Raw genomic sequence first — 18,128 nt, 5'->3', positions numbered from 1 at the left:
CCTCCCGCCCACGGCCGCCAAGCCGTGGGAGAGAGCTCGGCCACCGCAGCGAGGTACCGGCCCCGGACGGAGCCCGGCACGACCGCCGGCGGGCACGGGCCAGGGGGCGCAGCCCCAGGTGCCGGCGGGGTCCGGGAGCTTGCCCCGGTTCGGGAAGGGCGGGCAGGGGCACAGCACGCGGCACCCGCACCCGCCTCACCCCGGCGCAGCCCCCCGGAACCTCGTCGTCCGGTGGACCGGATCCGTGTCGATCTGCGGGATCACGTGCTCCCCGATCAGCCGGATCGTCGTCATCGTGTCCTCGTACGACACTCCGATCGGCAGCCCGAAGGACAGCTGGTCCGCGCCCGCCTGCTCCCACCGCTTGCACTGCCGCAGCACCTCCCCCGGGTCGCCGCAGATCATCAGTTCCTCCGCTATCAGCAGCTCGATGACCTCCGCGGTGTACTCCGGCAGCAGCTCGGGCCACTCCGGGACGCCCTCCGGGCGCGGGAAGGTGTCGTGGTAGCGGAACAGCAGCGACTGGAGGTAGTTGAGGCCGCCGGAGACCGCGGTCTCGACCGCCTTGTCGTGCGTCTCCGCGCAGATCGCCGTCGACGTCACCATCACGTTGTCGTTGACGAACGCGCCGACCGCCTTCGCGTCCTTGACGGCCGTCTTGTACGACTCGAGGACCCATTCCATGTCGGAGACCTTCTGGACGCTGAAACCCAGCACCCCGAGGCCCTTCCTGCCTGCCATGGCGTACGAGGACGGGGACCCGGCGGCATACCACATCGGCGGGTGGGCGGGCCCGTACGGCTTCGGGAGGACCTTCCGCGGCGGCAGGGACCAGTGCTTGCCCCGGAACCCCGCGTACTCGTCCTGCAACCACATCTTCGGGAACTCCGCGATCGTCTCTTCCCAGATCTCCCTGGTGTGGTTCATGTCGGTGATGCCCGGCATGAACCCGAGGATCTCGTGCGACCCGGCGCCACGCCCCGAGCCGAACTCGAAGCGCCCCTCCGAGAGATGGTCGAGCATCGCGACCTTCTCCGCGACCTTGACCGGGTGGTTGACCGGGGCCAGCGGGTTGAAGATGCCCGACCCCAGGTGGATCCGGTCCGTGGCGTGCGCGAGGTAGCCGAGGAAAACGTCGTTGGCCGACAGATGGGAGTACTCCTCCAGGAAGTGGTGCTCGGAGGCCCAGGCGTACTTGAACCCGGACTTGTCCGCCTGGATGACGTACTCGGTCTCCTCCATCAGCGCCTTGTGCTCGGCGAGCGGGTCGGTCTCGGCGCGCTTGCCGAGGTATCCCTGAACAAAGAGTCCGAATTCCAAGGGGTTCCACCGCCTTATCGGTTCCGTCTGCTCCGCCTCCGGGCCGGACGGGGTCGGACCGGGCCCGACCCGATTCGACCTGACGGACCATCAGATTGGGATGTGGTCGACTGTTCCACCGGGTGCCCGCCCAGTCAATAGCTGACGAGCCGTCAGAAAAGGCTGACGCCGGCCAGCCAGCCGCCGTCGATCACGAACGGCTGGCCGGTGATGTACGAGGAGTCCTCGCCGGTCAGGAAGAGCGCGAGCCTCGCGACCTCCGCCGCCTGCCCGACCCTGCCGAGCGGCACCAGCGTGCGGTACAGGCCCTCGATCGCGTCCGGGTCGGTGCCCTCCGGGTTGCTCATCGGCGTGTCCACGGCCCCCGGGCACACGGCGTTCACCCGGATCCGCTTCGCCGCGAGCTCCAGCGCCGCCACCCTCGTCAGCCCGAGGATCGCGTGTTTCGAGGCGGCGTAGGCGCCCACGCCCGCCATGCCGGTGAGTGCCGTGTACGAGGCCGTGTTGACTATCGTGCCCCCGCCCGCGGCCTCGATCTCGGGCGCGACGCTGCGAATGCCGAGGAAGGTGCCCACCTGGTTGACCTGCGTGATCAGCTGGAACTCCGCCAGCGGGGTGGACACCAGCTCGTTGAAGCGCAGGATGCCCGCGTTGTTGACGAGACCGTCGACCTTCCCGAAGGCGTCCTTCGCGGCGGCGACGGCGGCCGTCCAGTCGGCCTCACAGCCCACGTCGAGGTGGACGTAGAGCCCGCCGACCTCCTTGGCGAGCGGTTCGCCCAGCTCGTCGAGTACGTCCGCGAGGACCACCTTCGCGCCTTCCACAGCGAAGAGCCTGGCCTCCTGCTCCCCCTGCCCGCGCGCCGCGCCCGTGACCAGGACGACGCGTCCGTCCAGCTTGCCCATGCCGCTCTCCCTGTCAGTGGTGAGTGGTGAGTCGTCCGCCACCAGCCCTCGACCCTCAGCCGTCAGCCGTCAGCCACCAGCCCTCGGCCCTCAGCCGTCAGCCGTCAGCCGTCAATCGAGGTGTGGCGCCACGTCGGTGGTGAACGCCGCCATCTGGTCGATGAGTTCGGTGACGCTCCGGCTGCGGAAGCGGACCTGGATCTGGTGCACACCCATCGCCGCATAGGCGCGCAGCGACTCGGCGAGCGCCTGCGGCTCGCCGGTGAGAGTGCGGCGGCCGGTGGGCCAGGCCGGTTCGCCGACGTACAACGGTTCGGTGATGGCCCCGACCGTGAAGGGGCCGTCGATCCCGGCCGCCTCCCGCAGCGCCCGCACCTTCGCGAGCTGTGCCGGGAGCCTGTCACGGGGGTCGCCCTGCGGCAGCCAGCCGTCGCCCTTGAGGGCGGCCCGGCGCACGGCGGCGGGCGACGAGCCGCCGACCCAGAGCGGGACACGGGGCTGGGCCGGTCGCGGCCGCTGGCCCAGCTCCTTGAAGGAGTACCGCTCCCCGCTGAACTCCGGGTACTCCTCCGGACCCAGCGCCGCCCGCAGCGCGTCGATGCTCTCGTCGAGCACGGCGCCGCGCGCGTCGAAGTCGGCCCCCAGGGCGTCGAACTCCTCGCGTACGTGCCCGGCCCCGACACCGAGGAGCAGCCGCCCGCCGGAGAGGTGGTCGAGGGTCGCGTACTGCTTGGCGGTCAGCAGAGGGTGGCGCAGCCCGACGACCGCGACGTGGCTCAGCAGCCGCACCCGCCCGGTCAGGCCGGCGAGGAACGCGAGCGTGGCCACCGGGTCGTACCAGACGGTGGACATCGCGTCCGCGAGGCGCCGCGGGATGGCGACGTGATCGCAGACGGCGACGTACGAGAAGCCGGTCCGGTCGGCGGCGCGGGCGATCTCGACGAGGTCGTCCGGGCCGGCCTCGGCCTCCCAGGGTTCCGCGTAGAGGGTGCTCTGCGACTGGACCGGAAGCTGCATCCCGTACGCCACCATCGCGACTCCTCAGATCTGACGCCCCGTCAAAAATGATGGAGTCATCGTCACCGCCCGCGCCGCATCAGGCAAGGGGTGAGCGGCAGGAGCTCAGCCCGGCAGCGCGTACACCGTCGACGCCCGGGCCGCCGGTTGCCCGGCCGGGTACGAGACCGCGGCGCGGGGGTTGCCCGGGAGCCCGGCCCCGTCGCCCGACCGACGCGAAGCCGCGATCATCAAGACCAGGAGGGCGGCCCCTCGTTACGCACCCCGGCCCGGCCCACCCCGAGCCGGCAAGACGCCAACCAAGGACCCCGCCCCCGACCCCGCCCGGACCCGGCGCCGGCCTCGCCGCCTCAGCGGAGTTCGCCCTCCAGCAGGCCCATCGTGAACCGGTCGTACCAGACGCCGTCGCGGCGGAATGTCTGGCGCAGGCGGCCCTCCTCGACGAAGCCGACCTTCCGGTAGACCTGCTGGGCGGCGTGGTTCTCCGTGACGACCGTCAGCGTGATCTTGTGCAGGCGCATCTTGTCGAAGCCGTAGCGGCACACCGTGCGCATCGCGTCCGTCGCGTAACCCTTGCCCCAGTAGTCCTTCTCGCCGAGATAGATGTCCAGCTCCGCGTTCCCGGTCTCCGGCTCCGCGTCGCGGAGTGCGACGAGGCCGATCAGCCGGCCGTCGCTCAGGGCCTCCACGCCCAGAAGCAGGTCGCCATAGGTGTTGCGCGGCCGGTCCTCCAGCCACTTGCGCACGTGTTCCGGAGACGAGGGGTGGTTGTCGTCCATCCACCGCATCACGTCCGGGTCGTGGTTCCACCGCCACAGCGCCTCGGCGTCCGTCGGGCCCATCGCCCGCAGTTTCACCAGCTCTCCGAGCACCATGCCGTCCGCCCCCTGCCGTCTCTGCGGTTCGTCCGCGATCACGACAGGGGTAGCACAGGGCGCGGGGACGCTCAACGCCATCGGCTACGGCCCCGGCCAGAGCCCGTCGGGCGTCAGGCCCAGCAGGTCGATCGCGTTGCCGCGGACGATCCGTTCGACGACGTCCGCCGGCAGATGACCCATCTGGGCTTCGCCGACCTCCTTGGACTTCGGCCAGGTGGAGTCCGAGTGCGGATAGTCCGTCTCGTAGAGCACGTTGCCGACGCCGATCGCGTCGAGGTTCCGCAGGCCGAACGCGTCGTCGAAGAAGCAGCCGTGGACGTGCTCCGCGAAGAGTTCGGACGGCGGCCGGGTGACTTTGCCGGCGACGCCGCCCCACGCGCGGTTCTCCTCCCAGACGACGTCGGCTCGCTCGAGGATGTACGGGATCCAGCCGATCTGGCCCTCCGCGTACATGACCCGAAGGCCGGGGAAGCGCTCGAACTTGCCGCTCATCAGCCAGTCCACCATCGAGAAGCAGCAGTTGGCGAAGGTGATGGTCGAGCCGACGGCGGGCGGGGCGTCGGCCGAGGTGGACGGCATCCGGCTGGACGAGCCGATGTGCATGGCGACGACCGTGCCGGTCTCGGCGCACGCGGCGAGGAACGGGTCCCAGTCGTCGGTGTGGATCGAGGGCAGCCCGAGGTGCGGGGGTATCTCGGAGAAGGCGACGGCGCGCACTCCGCGCCCCGCGTTGCGGCGGACCTCCGCGGCGGCCAGCTCCGCGTCCCACAGGGGGACGAGGGTCAGCGGGATGAGCCGGCCCCGCGCGTCGGGGCCGCACCACTCCTCGACCATCCAGTCGTTGTACGCGCGCACTCCGAGCAGCCCGAGTTCGCGGTCGGCGGCCTCGGTGAAGGTCTGGCCGCAGAAGCGCGGGAACGTCGGGAAGCAGAGCGCGGACGTGACGTGGTTGACGTCCATGTCGGCGAGGCGGTCGGGGACGCTGTACGAGCCGGGGCGCATCTGCTCGTAGGTGATGACCTCCAGCTTGATCTCGTCGCGGTCGTAGCCGACGGCGGTGTCGAGCCGGGTGAGCGGCCGATGCAGGTCCTCGTACACCCACCAGTCGCCGATCGGCCCTTCGTCGCCGGGCTCTCCCATGACGGGGGCGAACCTGCCGCCCAGGAAGGTCATTTCCCTCAGCGGTGCGCGGACGACGCGCGGGCCGGTGTCGCGGTACTTCGACGGGAGCCGGTCCCGCCAGACGCCGGGCGGCTCCACCGTGTGGTCGTCCACCGAGATGATCTTGGGGAAGGTCTCCATGGTTTCAAGGTAGCGCCGATCTGACGGTTCGTCAGCTGCGCGCCCCAAGTCCGCCGGGACGGACACGGGACCCCGCTATACACCGCGTGTATACATGGCATGTATAGTCAGCGCTCGCGTACGGGACGACCACCGGCACCACGCCGCACTCCGTGCGCCACACCACCGCACCACCGCACCACCGCACGACCGCACGCACGACCGCACGACCGCACGACCGCACGCGCCACCGCGCCACGAGGCGCGTGAAGCGCGTGAAGCGCGTGAAGCGCGTGAAGATCACGACGAACGGGGAGACTCGCCATGCCTGCAAGGACGTACCGAACCCGGGTCCGGGTTGTCCCGGCCCTCGCCACTGCGGCGGTGCTCACACTCGCGCTCGCCGGCTGCTCCGGCGACAGCACGTCCCCCGCGGAGGCCCGCTCCGACGCCGCGGAGTCCGGCGCCTCCGGGGCCGACGGCAAGCCGCTCGCGAGCGGGAAGGACGGCGCGGGCTCCGCACCCTCCGTCGACTGCGAGAAGGCCAAGTGCATCGCGCTCACCTTCGACGCCGGGCCCGGCAAGGACACCCCGGAGCTGCTGGACATCCTCAAGAAGGAGAAGGTGCACGCCACGTTCTTCCTGCTCGGCAGGAACCACGTGCTCAAGTACCCCGACGTGGTGCGCCGCCTCGCCGCGGAGGGTCACGAGGTGGCCAACCACACCTGGACCCACGAACGGCTCGACAAGCTCGACAAGGACGGCATACGCGAGGAACTCGGCCGCACCCAGGACGCCATAGCCGAGATAACCGGCGAGAAGCCGCGGCTGATGCGCCCGCCCCAGGGCCGTACCGACGACGAGGTCAAGGAGGTCAGCGAGGAGCTCGGCCTCTCCCAGGTCCTGTGGAGCGCCACCGCCAAGGACTACTCGACCACCGACAGCGCCCTCATCAAGAAGCGCATCCTCGACCAGGCCGGGCGGGACGGCATCATCCTGCTCCACGACATCTACGACGGAACCGTCCCCGCCGTGCCCGGGATCATCGCGGAACTGAAGAACCGCGGTTACACCTTCGTCACGGTCCCCGAGCTGCTCTCACCGGCCGCCCCGGAACCCGGAACCGTGTATCGCCCCTGATCAAAGCGGGCCCGCCGATCGGACGGGCGGGCGGCAGAGCGAGCCGCCCCGCTGCTGACGCGGCCGCCCCCAACAAGGCAGACTGTCGAGGGCGATTCCGGCAGTACCGGCAGGGGGCAGCAATGGACCGTGACAGCGGGCCACGCGTACCGAACCAACGCGCTCCGCTCGCGAGCGAAGAGGACGAGCTCCACTTCAGCGTGCTCGGACCGGTACGGGTGCGGCGGAACGGAGAGATCCTGCCGCCCGGCTCGCCGCAGCAGCGTGCCCTGCTGGTCGCGCTCCTGCTCCGCGACGGGCGCACCGCCACCGCCCACGAGCTCATCGACGCGATCTGGGGCGACCAGCCGCCGTCGCAGGCCCTCGCCGCCGTCCGTACGTACGCCTCCCGGCTCCGCAAGGCGCTCACCTCGGAGACGCTGGTCAGCGAGTCCGGCGGCTACGCGCTGCGCATCGGGCGGGACGCCCTCGATCTCGCGGTCGCGGAGGAGCTGGCGACGGAGGCGCACAAGGCGCAGGCGGCGGGCGACCGGACCCAGGCGCGCGCCCTGCTCAACAAGGTGCTCGGCCTGTGGGACGGCGAACCGCTCGCCAACGTCCCGGGGCCGTACGCGGAGAACCAGCGCACCCGGCTCGTGGAGTGGGGGCTGCAACTGCTGGAGACCCGGCTCGACATCGACCTCGAGGTCGGCCGCCACGCGGAGGCCGTCTCCGAGCTGACGGCCCTCACCGCCACCCACCCGCTGCGGGAGAGGCTGCGCGAACTGCTGATGCTCGCGCTGTACCGCAGCGGCCGGCAGGCGGAGGCACTCGCCGTGTACGCCGACACCCGCCGGCTGCTCGCCGACGAACTGGGCGTCGACCCGCGGCCCGAGCTGTCCAGCCTCCAGCAGCGCATCCTGCGGGCCGACGCCGAGCTGGCCCGCCCCAGCGAGGAGCCGGCACCGGCACCGCAGACCACCCGGCCCGCCCAGCTGCCCGCCACCGTCCCGGACTTCACCGGCCGGCTGTCCTTCGTGGACGAACTCGGCGGCCGGCTCGCCACCGCGGAGGGCTCGGTGATGGCGGTGTCCGCGCTCGCCGGCATCGGCGGCGTCGGCAAGACGACGCTCGCCGTCCACGTGGCCCACCAGGCGCGCAAGCACTTCCCCGACGGGCAGCTGTACGTGGACCTCCAGGGCACCAGCAGCCGGGGCGCGGAACCGGAGACCGTCCTCGGCGCGTTCCTGCGCGCGCTGGGCACCGCCGACTCCGCCATCCCGGACACACTGGACGAGCGGGCGGCGCTGTACCGCTCGGCGCTGGACGGGCGGCGGATCCTCGTCCTCCTCGACAACGCCCGCGACGCCGCCCAGGTCCGGCCCCTGCTGCCCGGCACCGCGGGGTGCGCCGCGCTGGTCACCAGCCGGGTGCGGATGGTCGACCTGGCGGGCGCGCACCTGGTGGACCTGGACGTGATGTCGCCCGAGGAGGCGCTCCAGCTCTTCACCCGGATCGTCGGCGCGGAACGGGTCGGCGCGGAACGGAAGGCGGCTCTGGACGTGGTCGCGGCGTGCGGCTTCCTGCCGCTGGCGATCCGTATCGCCGCCTCGCGGCTGGCGGCCCGCCGCACCTGGACCGTGTCGGTCCTCGCGGCCAAGCTCGCCGACGAACGGCGCAGGCTGGACGAGCTCCAGGCGGGCGACCTCGCGGTGAAGGCCACGTTCGAACTCGGCTACGGGCAACTCGAGCCGGCCCAGGCCCGCGCGTTCCGGCTGCTGGGCCTCGCGGACGGCCCGGACATCTCGCTCGCCGCGGCCGCCGCCGTGCTGGACCTGCCCCCGCACACGACGGAGGACCTGCTGGAGGCCCTGGTCGACACGTCCCTGCTGGAGTCGGCGGCCCCGGGCAGGTACCGCTACCACGACCTGGTGCGCCTCTACGCGCGTGCATGCGCCGAGCGGGACGAGCAGCCTCCCGCGGAGAGGGAGGCGGCGCTGTCGCGGCTGCTGGACTTCTATCTGGCGACGGCGGCGCGGGTCTTCGCCATGGAGCGGCCCGGCGACCGGCTCGTGGACCATCTCGAGCCGACGGGCGACGCGGGACTGACGTTCGCGCGCCTGGAGGACGCGCAGGACTGGCTGTACGCGGAGGCGCACTGCCTCCTCGCCTGCGCCAGGCAGGCGCCGCCGGGCCCGCAGTTGCGCAGGGCGGTCGACCTGCTCTGGGCGGCGCAGAACCTGGCCGAGTCCGGTGCGAACTCCAAGGTCTACGAGTCGGTGGCCTGCGCGGCGGTCGAGGCGGCGCGCTCCGCGGGCGACCCGCGGACCGAGGCGCGGGCGCGGACGTCGATGACCAACGTCCACCTGGTGGCGGGCCGCTACGACGAGGCCGACGAACAGGCCGCGCGGGCAGCGGCGCTGGCCCGCGCGGCGAACGACCCGGCGCCGGTCTACTGGTCGGACAACGACCGGGGCATCATCGCGTTCAACCAGGGACGGCACGCCGAGGCGGAGGAGCATCTGCGGCGGGCGATGGAGGGGTCGCGGGCGGACGGCAACCTGCCGGGCGAGGCCAGCGCACTGTGCAATCTGTCCCGTATCCACGTCGTCACCGACCGCCCGGACGAGGCCATCGCCCTGGCCCGGGAGGGTGTGGCGCTGTACGACCGGATCGGCCACGCGCTGCGGCTGGCCAACGCCCGGTACGCCCTGGGCATCGCGCTGACGGGAGCCGGCCGGCCGGCGGACGCCCTGATGGAGCTGCACACCGCGCTGGAGCTGTTCGAGTCCAACCGGCAGCGCCTGTGGGAGGGCACCACGCACTTCCGGATCGCGCAGGCCCATCTCGCCGCCCGCCGCCCCGCCCAGGCCGCCCAGCATGCCGAGCAGGCCCTGGCGATCGGCTGCATCGGTGGCGACCGGACCCGAGGGAACACTCTGATCACGCTCGGCAGGGCACTGGAGAACCTCGGGCAGGCGGACCGGGCGCGGGCGTGCTGGCGCGAGGCGCTGGTGCTGCACGAGCAGTCCGGCGCGGCCGAGGCCGAGGAGGCACGGCAGTTGCTCACCACGCGGCTCAGGGCGGCCTGAGCGGCTGAGCCGCCTGAGCCTTGGACCTGCTGAGTCTGGAGCTGCTGAGCCTGGACCTGCTGAGTCTGAGCCTGAGTCTGCTGAGTCCGAGTCCGAGTCCTGGCCTGCTGAGTCCGAGTCCGAGCCGCCGGAAAAAGCGCGGGCCAGGGCGTTCATCGATTGTTTATGCTCGTCGGACATTCTCAGGGGTGTTCGGTCCGACGCGTCGGGGGCCAACTGGACCGGTACCTGGCCTTCTGCCCGGAGGCCATCGGGGGAGTCTCTGGGCGGAAGGCCATCTTCAGCCAGTCGGTCGATCCCATCGGGGGACGGAACATGAGCAGCACCGAGAAGAACGACGAGCAGATCACCACCATGGGCGACCACCACTCGCCCGCTCCGCCCGCCGACGGGATCACGACGCTCGGCGACCACCACTCTCCGGTGCCGCCCGCCGACGGCACCGCCATCACGACGATGGGCGACCACCACTCGCCCGCTCCGCCACAGGGCTGACGAAGCCACTCACGACGGGGAACGGCCGCGGCGGCGCGGAGGGGGAGCCGCCGCGGCATGCCCGGTGACAGCTCCAGCGTCCCGTGTGTGACTTGACACACATGACGACACGGCGTCAACAAAGTCACTGTTCGGACAAAACCTAAGGGATCTCGTACGGAAACCCAGCACAACTGCTCAGTTGCAGTGTGTACTTGGCGGGTCCGCCCCCGGCGGACCACACCCCCGCCTTCCTGAGGTCCACATCGATGATCGAGATACCCGAGCTGGCCGCCGGCGGCCTGGCCGCCGGGACGCTGACCGCATTCGCCCTCGGCGGCGGGCTGCTGCGCGCCCGGCGGGAACGGGACCGGCAGCGCACCGAGATCGAGACGCTGCGCGGCCGTCTCGACGACTCCCGGGACGAACTGGCCCGCGCCGCAGCCGCGTTCGCGGCCGAGATGGAGCATCTCGCGGCCAAGCGCATGCCCGCGGAGGCCACCCGCAGCGCCCATCCGCACGTTCAGGTCCCCGGCCCGCTCGGCCCCGCCGGCGCCGGGTCTCACGCGGTGCTCGACACGCTGCGCACGGCGATCGCCCAGGAACGCAAGCGGGTCGACGCCGCCGCCCGCGCCGGTATGCGCGGCGCCACACGGGAGATCCAGGCCGGTCTCTACCGGCTCCAGGACGTACTGCACGGACTGCAGCAGCGTTACGACGACCCCGAACTCGCCCAGACCCTCTACGCCCTCGACCACGAGAACGAGCAGTCTCTGCGCCGCGCGCAGGTCGCCGCCGTGGTCTGCGGCGCCTGGGTCGGGCTCGCCCGCGAGGAGTCGCATCTGGTCGACGCCGTCACCGGCGGCCAGGCCCGCCTCGTCGGGTACCACCGCGTGCAGGTGCATCACCATCTCGAGCCGGGCACCGCGCTCGTGTCGCACGCCGTGGAACCGGTCGCCATCATCGTTGCCGAGCTGCTGGACAACGCGCTGCGCCACTCGTCGCCGGACACGGCCGTCGTCGTGAACCTCGAACGCGTCCACCACGGTGTCACCGTGACCGTCGACGACGCGGGCGTCGGTATGGCCCCGGACGAACGCGCCGACGCCCAGCGGATGGTGGCGGGCACCGACCCGATCCTGCTGTCCGAGCTCGGCGATCCGCCGCGGATGGGACTCGCGGCGATCGGCCAGCTCACCCGGCAGTTCGACCTGTCCGTCGACCTGTCGACACCCTCGCCCTACGGCGGTGTCCGGGCGGTCCTGCTCGTCAGGGACCATCTCCTGTCCCACATCGATCCGGTGCTCCACCCGCCCGCCGCGAGCGCCGCCCCCTCCACCCGGCGGCCCGAGGACCAGGACCAGGAGCCACAGCCCGACCAGGTCCACCAGGGCCGCGCGCAGGTGGAGGACGAGTCCGTACGGCAGGCTCCCCACACCCCGGCCACGTACGAGCCCGCCCGCATGCCGCCGGCGCCCGTCCGTACGCAGCCGCCGCCGACTCGCGAGCACGAACACGAACAGGCGCCCGAACCGGACCCCGACGGCGACGCGCTCCCCCAGCGGCGCCGCCGCGTCCGCGCCCGGTCGCAGAGCGACGCCCCGGCGCCCAAGAGGCCCGCCCGCACGCCCGAGGAGTCCGCCGCGGCCCTCGGGGCGCTGCAGTCCGCCACCAACGCGGCCCGCGAGGCCGCCGCCACCGAAGGGAACGACCGCAGATGAACAGCCGCGAGACGGGCGACACGGCCTGGGTGCTCGACCCGATCCTCGAGATCCCCCACGTACGGGCCGCCGTGCTGCTCACCAGGGACGGTCTGGTCTCCGGGTTCTCCGCGGCGCTCGCCCAGGACTCCGCCGAGCGGGTCGCCGCGATCACGTCCACCGTGCAGGGCGCCTGCCGCACCGCCGCTGCCGCGTTCGCCGACGCCTCCGTCGCCCAACTGCGCCAGGTCGTCATCGAGTCCGACCACGGCTACATCCTGGTGGCGCCCACGGACCACGGCACCTGCGTCGCCGCGTACGGCGGGCCCGAGGTACGGCTCGACCTCCTCGGCCACCGGGTCCACTCGCAGGTCGCGCGGCTCGGCGAGAAGGCGATGGCCGCCGCGCCCCGCGGCGCCGACGGCGCCTCACCCGTATGACCGGCCGCCGGAGCGGCCGGCCGCTGGTCCCCGCCTACCTCTCCACCGGAGGCGTGGCCAGGCCCAGCCGCAACAGCCTGGAGCGCCTGTCCGTGCTGACCGGCACGGGCGGGCCCGCGCCCGCGGGTCTGCCCGCGGCCCAGCACGCCCTGCTCGGCGCGCTGGACGGCGGGTCGCTGACCGTGGTGGAGAGCGCCGCGTTGCTCCGGCTGCCGGTCTCCGCGCTGCGGGTGCTCGCCGCCGCCCTGATCGACCAGGGACTGGTGAGCGCGCGCCCGCCCGTACCCCCCGCCGCCCTGCCCGACCGTGACCTCTTGAAGAGAGTGGCCGATGGCCTCCGCGCCCTCAAGCTCTGACCGGATGTCCAGCGCGTCCGCCCCGCCCTCCGCCCGGCACGGGCTGCATCTGCCGGACACCGCGAAGGAGTTGGTGAAGATTCTGGTGACCGGCCCGTTCGGGGTCGGCAAGACCACTCTGATCGACTCGGTGTCGGAGATCCGCCCGCTGCACACCGAGGAGCATCTGACCGAGGCGTCCACCGGGGTCGACGACCTCGCCGGTGTCCGTGACAAGACCACGACGACCGTCGCCATCGACTTCGGCCGCGTCTCGCTCGGCGACTCCGTCGTCCTCTACCTGTTCGGCACCCCCGGCCAGGAGCGCTTCCGCGCGCTGTGGGACGACATCGCCTACGGGGCACTCGGCGCGCTCGTCCTCGTCGACACCCGGCGGATCGACGAGTCCTTCGACGTCCTCGGTCTCGTCGAGGAGTCCGGCGTGCCGTACGCCGTCGCGCTCAACACCTTCCCCGACTCCCGGCAGTACACCGAGGAACAGCTGCGCCGCTCGCTCGACCTCGAGCCCGACACCCCGCTCGTCACCTGCGACGCCCGCGACACCAACGCGTCCGTCGACGCGCTGCTCGCCCTCGTCCAGCACCTCGTCGACCGGATGACCCCGGAGGAACGGTGACCGCCTACCCCGCCCGCGCCGACACCTTCACGCTGTCCGCCCCGGTACGCCTGTGGGAGGACGGCTTCGCCACCGACCCGTTCGCCTACTACGCGACCCTGCGCGCGCAGGGTCCGGTCGGCTGGGCCGAACTGGCCCCCGGTGTCTCGGCGTACATCGTCACCGACCGGCGTGCCGCACTCGATCTGCTGCACGACACCGAGTCGTTCTCCGTCGACCCCCGGCCCTGGGAGAAGACGGTCGCCGAGGACTCGCCGGTCCTCGGCATGATGCGCTGGCGGCCCAACGCCCTGTTCGCGGACGGCGGCGAGCACATCCGTTACCGCCGCACGCTGCTCGACGCGTTCGACCTCGTCGAGCCGCACGACCTGCGGGAGCGGGTGCACCGGTCGGTGGACCTGCTGGTGTCGCGCTTCGGTCCGGACGGCGAGGCGGACCTGGTCACGCAGTTCGCCCGTCCGATGATGGCGCTGATCTTCAACAACCTCTTCGGACTGCCGGACAGCGAGTCGGGCCGTCTGGACGCGGCGCTCGGCCGGATGATGGAGGGCGGCGACCGCGCGGCCCAGGGCGAGGCGGAGTACGGCAAGTACGTGATGGAGCTGGTCGGCGCCAAGACGGCCGAACGCGGCGACGACCTCACCAGCCGGCTGCTCGACCACCCCCTCGGACTCACTCCGGAGGAGGTCACCTGGCAGGTGTTCCTCATGCTCGGCGCGGGCCACGAGCCCTCGGCGAACCTGATCTCCAACGCCCTCTCCCGCATCCTCGGGAACTCCGCCTACTACTCCACGCTCACCTCCGGCTCGCGTCCCGTGATGGACGCCGTCATGGAGGTGCTGCGCTACGAGACCCCGCTGGCCAACTACGGCGTGCACTTCGCGCGCGAGTCGACGAGCTTCCACGGGATGTGGATCCAGGCCGCCGTGCCCATCGTCGTCTCCTTCGGCGCGATGGGGCACTTCGCGGAGCGGGACTTCGCCGGGGCGCACCATCCGCACGACGCCTCGCACATGTCGTGGGGTGCCGGCCCCCACTCCTGCCCCGTGAAGCAGCCCGCCCTCCTGATCGCCACGGAGGCCATCGAGCGCCTCACCCAGTGGCTGCCGGACCTGCGGCCTCTGGTGCCCCGCGAGCAGCTCGGCTGGCGGCCCGGCCCGTTCCACCGATCGCTGACGGCGCTGCCCGTCGCTTTCACCCCTCGCAGCCCCGACCAGGCAGGAGACCGCGCATGACCGCGTCCACCCGTGTGGCCATCGATCCGTTCGGTGCCGACATCGTCGCCGAGAGCGCCAGACTGCGTTCCTTCGGGCCGGTGGTGCCCGTAGAGCTGCCGGGCGGGATCCCGGCCTGGGCGCCCACCGGTCACGACACCCTCAAGGCCCTGATCCTCGACCCGAGGGTCAGCAAGGACCCGCGCAAACACTGGTCGCTCTTTCCCGAAGCGGGTGCGAACCCGGACTGGGCCTGGATCCTGGGCTGGGTCGGCGTGACCAACATGCTGTCCACCTACGGCAGCGACCACACCCGGCTGCGCAGGCTCGTCGCCCCGAGCTTCACGGCCCGCCGCACCGAGGCGATGCGTGACCGGGTCGAGGCCATCACCGAGGAGCTGCTGGCCGGGATGGAGGCCGCCGGGGCGGACGGCTCGGTCGTGGACGTGAAGGCCGCCTTCGCCCACCCGCTGCCGATGCGCATGATCTGCGAGCTGTTCGGCGTGCCGGACCACCTGGTCGAGGCGACCGGCCGGCTGATCGCGGCCATCATGGACACCTCGGACCCGACTCCCGAGCACGCCGCCGGGGTCCAGCAGCAGATCGGCACCGTCCTCGGTTCGCTCATCGCCCACAAGGTCGAGAACCCGGGCGACGACATGACCACGGAGCTGATCAGGGTCCGTGACGAGGGCGGTGACCGGCTCGGCGAAGAGGAGCTGCTCCACACCCTGCTGCTCGTCATCGGCGCCGGTTTCGAGACGACGGTCAACCTGATCGGCAACGCCGTCGTCGCGCTTCTCGAGCACCCGGAGCAGCTGGCCGCCGTTCGGGCCGGTGAGATCGGCTGGGACCGGGTGATCGAGGAGGTGCTGCGGGTCCGGCCGTCGATCGCGAGCCTGCCGCTGCGTTTCGCGGTCAGTGACATCACCGTCGACGGCGTGGTGATCCAGGCCGGCGACGCGATCCTGACGACGTACGCCGCCGCGGGCAACGACCCGGCCCGTTACGGCGCCACGGCGGCCGACTTCGACGCCCTGCGGGCGGCGGACGACCATCTGTCCTTCGGTGTCGGCGTGCACCGCTGCATCGGCGCCCCGCTGGCGCGGATGGAGGCGATGACCGCGCTGCCCGCGCTCTTCGGGCGTTTCCCCGGCCTGGCGCCCGCGTTCAAGGACGGTGAGCTGAAGCAGGTGCCGTCGTTCATCGCGTACGGCTGGCAGGAGATCCCGGTCCGCCTCCACGGCTGACCTGACCGCCCCCCGGGGCCGGCCTGTCCGCCTCCACGGCCGACCGGCCCGCCTCCAGGCCGGCCTGTTCGCCTCCACGGCCGACCTGTTCGCCGTCATCCGCCGCGGCGCGAGCGGAGCTCGGTCTTCAGGACCTTTCCGCTCGCGTTGCGCGGCAGGCCGGTGACGAACTCGACCTGCCTGGGCACCTTGTAGTTCGCCATCTCCCGCCGCGACCAGGCGATGAGGTCGTCGGAGGTGAGCGTCGAGCCGGGCCGGCGGACCGCGTACGCCTTGCCCACCTCGCCGAGCCGGGCGTCGGGCACGCCGACGACGGCGACGTCCGCGATGTCCGGGTGCAGTCCGAGCAGCTGCTCGATCTCGGCGGGGTAGGCGTTGAACCCGCCCACGATGAACATGTCCTTGATCCGGTCGGTGATCCGCAGGTTCCCCGCCGCGTCGAGGACACCGACGTCGCCGGTGCGCAGCCAGCCGTCGGAGGTGAAGGCGGCGGCGGTGCCCTCCGGGTCCTCGAAGTACCCCCGCATGACGTGGTGCCCGCGCACCAGGATCTCGCCGGGCTCCCCCGGCCCGGCGAGGACGCGGACCTCGGTGCCTGGTATCGCCCGCCCGGAGGTGGCGGCGACGGTGCCCGGGTCGTCGTCCCTGCGGCACATGGTGACGATGCCGCTCGCCTCCGAGAGGCCGTACGCGGTCAGGACGGTGGCGATGCGCAGCTCGCCGCGCAGCCGCTCGACCAGCCGGAGGGGGACGACGGCGGCGCCGGTGACGACGAGGCGCAGTGCGCTCAGGTCGTGCCGGTCGCGGGCCGGGTGGTCGAGCAGCGACTGGTGGAGGGTGGGCGGGCCGGGGAGCACGGAGATGCGCTCGGCGGCGATGTTGGCGAGGACGGTGTCCACGTTGAAGACGGACTGCGGGACGATCGTGGCGCCTCGGGTGAGGCAGGCGATGACGCCGGCCTTGTAGCCGAAGGTGTGGAAGAACGGGTTCACGACGAGATAGCGGTCGTCCGCGCGCAGCCCGGCGAGCTCGCTCCACAGGTCGTAGCAGAGCAGTGTCTGGGCGTGGGTGATGACGGCGCCCTTGGGGCGGCCGGTGGTGCCGGAGGTGTAGACGATGTCGGACGGGTCCTCGGCGGTGACGGTGTCGGCCCGCTCGCGGACCCGGGCGGCGGGGACGCCGTCGCCGCCGGCCAGGAACTCCTTCCAGGTGCGGTGGTCCTCGGGGGCGGTGTCGGCGAGGACCACGACCTGTTCCAGGTCGGGCAGCTCGACGTCCGCGCGGCGCAGCGAGGCGACGTAGGAGGTGCCGAGGAAGGTGCCGGTGACGAAGAGGAGCCTGGCGCGCGAGCGGCGCAGGACGTCGGCGGCCTCGGCGCCTTTGAAGCGGGTGTTGAGGGGGACGAGCACGCCGCCCGCGCTGACGGCGCCGAGCGCGGCGGTGATCCAGTCTAGAGTGTTGGGGGCCCAGATCACGACCCGGTCGCCCTTGCGGACACCGGCGGCGATGCACGCGGCGGCGGCGCGCTCGACGCGCTCGCCGAGTTCCGCGTACGAGATCCGGGTCCGGCCGTCGGCGACGGCCTCGCGCCGGCCGTGGCGCCGCGCGGCACTTCGCACCAGTTCCGGGATGGTGCCCCACTCCAGGTCGCCGCGTCGCATCGGATGCCTCCCTCAGGCTCGCCCGCAGTAGCTGACGGTACGTCAGATTAGCTGTACGCTCCGGCCATGGCGACCCTCAAGGACAAGGCAGCGATAGTCGGAATCGGCCGGACGGCCTTCGCCAAACGGCTCCCGGAATCGGAGAAGACCCTGGCCTGCCGCGCGATCCTCGCCGCGCTCGACGACGCGGGCATCGCCCCCTCGGAGGTGGACGGCTTCGCCTCGTACACGATGGAGGAGACCGACGAGGTCGAGATCGCCAAGGCCGTCGGCGCCGGCGACGTCACCTTCTTCTCCAAGGCCGGCTACGGAGGCGGCGGCTCCTGCGCCACCGTCGCGCACCTGGCCGCCGCCGTCGCCACGGGCCAGGCGCATGTCGGCATCGCCTGGCGGTCACGCAAACGCGGCTCGGGGCCGCGCCCCTGGACCAGTACGGCCGCGCAACTGCCCACGCCCGCCCAGTGGACCCGTCCCTTCGGACTACTGCGGCCCGCCGACGAGATCGGCATGCTCGCCCGCCGCTACATGCACGAGTACGGCGCGACCCGCGACCACTTCTTCAACGTCGCCCTCGCCTGCCGCAACCGTGCCAACCAGAACCCCGCCGCGATGATGTACGAACGCCCCCTGACCCGCGAGATGTACATGACCTCCCGCTGGATCAGCGAGCCGCTCTGCCTCTTCGACAACTGTCTGGAGACCGACGGCGCACTCGCCTGCGTGGTCGTGGGGGCGGGACGCGCCCGCGACAGCAGGCCGAAAACCCGGTAAGTCCACACCGCCGCCCCGGGCCGGCCCGCGCAGC

General features: G+C 72.1%; 15 protein-coding genes and 1 pseudogene. 10 read left to right on the top strand and 6 right to left on the bottom strand.

What is annotated here, in order from left to right; genetic code table 11:
* Nucleotides 1-195: 195 nt before the first annotated feature.
* From AB0903_RS14470 to AB0903_RS14450, 5 genes are all read right to left on the bottom strand, one after another.
* Complete coding sequence (locus AB0903_RS14470; protein ID WP_366702540.1) at nt 196-1,320, bottom strand: LLM class flavin-dependent oxidoreductase; 1,125 nt, start codon at nt 1,318-1,320, stop codon at nt 196-198.
* Between the two features lie 152 nt (nt 1,321-1,472).
* A complete protein-coding gene (locus tag AB0903_RS14465) occupies nt 1,473-2,225 on the bottom strand; it encodes an SDR family oxidoreductase (protein WP_366702538.1) in 753 nt (250 codons plus the stop codon).
* Between the two features lie 111 nt (nt 2,226-2,336).
* A complete protein-coding gene (locus tag AB0903_RS14460) occupies nt 2,337-3,257 on the bottom strand; it encodes an LLM class F420-dependent oxidoreductase (protein ID WP_366702536.1) in 921 nt (306 codons plus the stop codon).
* Nucleotides 3,258-3,592: 335 nt separating this feature from the next.
* A complete protein-coding gene (locus AB0903_RS14455) occupies nt 3,593-4,159 on the bottom strand; it encodes a GNAT family N-acetyltransferase (RefSeq protein ID WP_366702534.1) in 567 nt (188 codons plus the stop codon).
* 42 nt (nt 4,160-4,201) lie between these two features.
* Complete coding sequence (locus AB0903_RS14450; RefSeq protein WP_366702532.1) at nt 4,202-5,422, bottom strand: amidohydrolase family protein; 1,221 nt, start codon at nt 5,420-5,422, stop codon at nt 4,202-4,204.
* Nucleotides 5,423-5,725: 303 nt separating this feature from the next.
* Here AB0903_RS14450 and AB0903_RS14445 point away from each other — a divergent pair, with 303 nt between their 5' ends.
* The 9 genes from AB0903_RS14445 (at nt 5,726) to AB0903_RS14405 (ending at nt 15,662) form a co-directional block, all read left to right on the top strand.
* The gene (locus tag AB0903_RS14445; RefSeq protein WP_366702530.1) at nt 5,726-6,541 is read left to right on the top strand and encodes a polysaccharide deacetylase family protein; all 816 of its coding nucleotides are present in this window, start codon (nt 5,726-5,728) and stop codon (nt 6,539-6,541) included.
* Between the two features lie 122 nt (nt 6,542-6,663).
* A complete protein-coding gene (locus AB0903_RS14440) occupies nt 6,664-9,612 on the top strand; it encodes a BTAD domain-containing putative transcriptional regulator (RefSeq protein WP_366702528.1) in 2,949 nt (982 codons plus the stop codon).
* Nucleotides 9,613-9,927: 315 nt separating this feature from the next.
* On the top strand, nt 9,928-10,107 hold the full coding sequence (locus tag AB0903_RS14435; RefSeq protein ID WP_366702526.1) for a sigma-like protein: 180 nt from the start codon (nt 9,928-9,930) through the stop codon (nt 10,105-10,107).
* Nucleotides 10,108-10,355: 248 nt separating this feature from the next.
* On the top strand, nt 10,356-11,807 hold the full coding sequence (locus tag AB0903_RS14430) for an ATP-binding protein (RefSeq protein WP_366702524.1): 1,452 nt from the start codon (nt 10,356-10,358) through the stop codon (nt 11,805-11,807).
* Nucleotides 11,804-12,226, top strand: coding sequence for a roadblock/LC7 domain-containing protein (locus tag AB0903_RS14425; RefSeq protein ID WP_366702522.1), 423 nt, complete (start codon nt 11,804-11,806; stop codon nt 12,224-12,226). Before AB0903_RS14430 ends, AB0903_RS14425 begins: the two co-directional genes overlap by 4 nt.
* Nucleotides 12,223-12,582, top strand: a complete 360-nt coding sequence (locus tag AB0903_RS14420) for a DUF742 domain-containing protein (RefSeq protein WP_366702520.1) — start codon at nt 12,223-12,225, stop codon at nt 12,580-12,582. Before AB0903_RS14425 ends, AB0903_RS14420 begins: the two co-directional genes overlap by 4 nt.
* A gap of 4 nt (nt 12,583-12,586) precedes the next feature.
* On the top strand, nt 12,587-13,198 hold the full coding sequence (locus AB0903_RS14415) for an ATP/GTP-binding protein (RefSeq protein WP_366702518.1): 612 nt from the start codon (nt 12,587-12,589) through the stop codon (nt 13,196-13,198).
* Entirely contained in the window at nt 13,195-14,433 is a 1,239-nt protein-coding gene (locus AB0903_RS14410) for a cytochrome P450 (RefSeq protein ID WP_366702516.1), read from the top strand. The genes AB0903_RS14415 and AB0903_RS14410 overlap by 4 nt, the downstream gene beginning before the upstream one ends.
* Nucleotides 14,430-15,662 carry a cytochrome P450 gene (locus AB0903_RS14405; protein WP_366702514.1) on the top strand — a complete coding sequence of 411 codons (1,233 nt, stop codon included), beginning with the start codon at nt 14,430-14,432 and terminating at the stop codon, nt 15,660-15,662. Before AB0903_RS14410 ends, AB0903_RS14405 begins: the two co-directional genes overlap by 4 nt.
* Before the next feature lie 95 nt (nt 15,663-15,757).
* Here the strand turns inward: AB0903_RS14405 and AB0903_RS14400 are convergent, their stop codons facing one another.
* The gene (locus AB0903_RS14400; RefSeq protein ID WP_366702512.1) at nt 15,758-17,323 is read right to left on the bottom strand and encodes a FadD3 family acyl-CoA ligase; all 1,566 of its coding nucleotides are present in this window, start codon (nt 17,321-17,323) and stop codon (nt 15,758-15,760) included.
* A gap of 66 nt (nt 17,324-17,389) precedes the next feature.
* Here AB0903_RS14400 and AB0903_RS14395 point away from each other — a divergent pair.
* A pseudogene (locus tag AB0903_RS14395) lies at nt 17,390-18,091 on the top strand (lipid-transfer protein); the annotation flags it as partial.
* Between the last annotated feature and the right edge of the window lie 37 nt (nt 18,092-18,128).

It is taken from the genome of Streptomyces sp. NPDC048389 (assembly GCF_040706335.1).
Classification (GTDB): domain Bacteria; phylum Actinomycetota; class Actinomycetes; order Streptomycetales; family Streptomycetaceae; genus Streptomyces.
The sequence above is the reverse complement of the archived record's forward strand: the minus strand, read 5'-3'. Positions and strand labels throughout refer to the sequence as shown.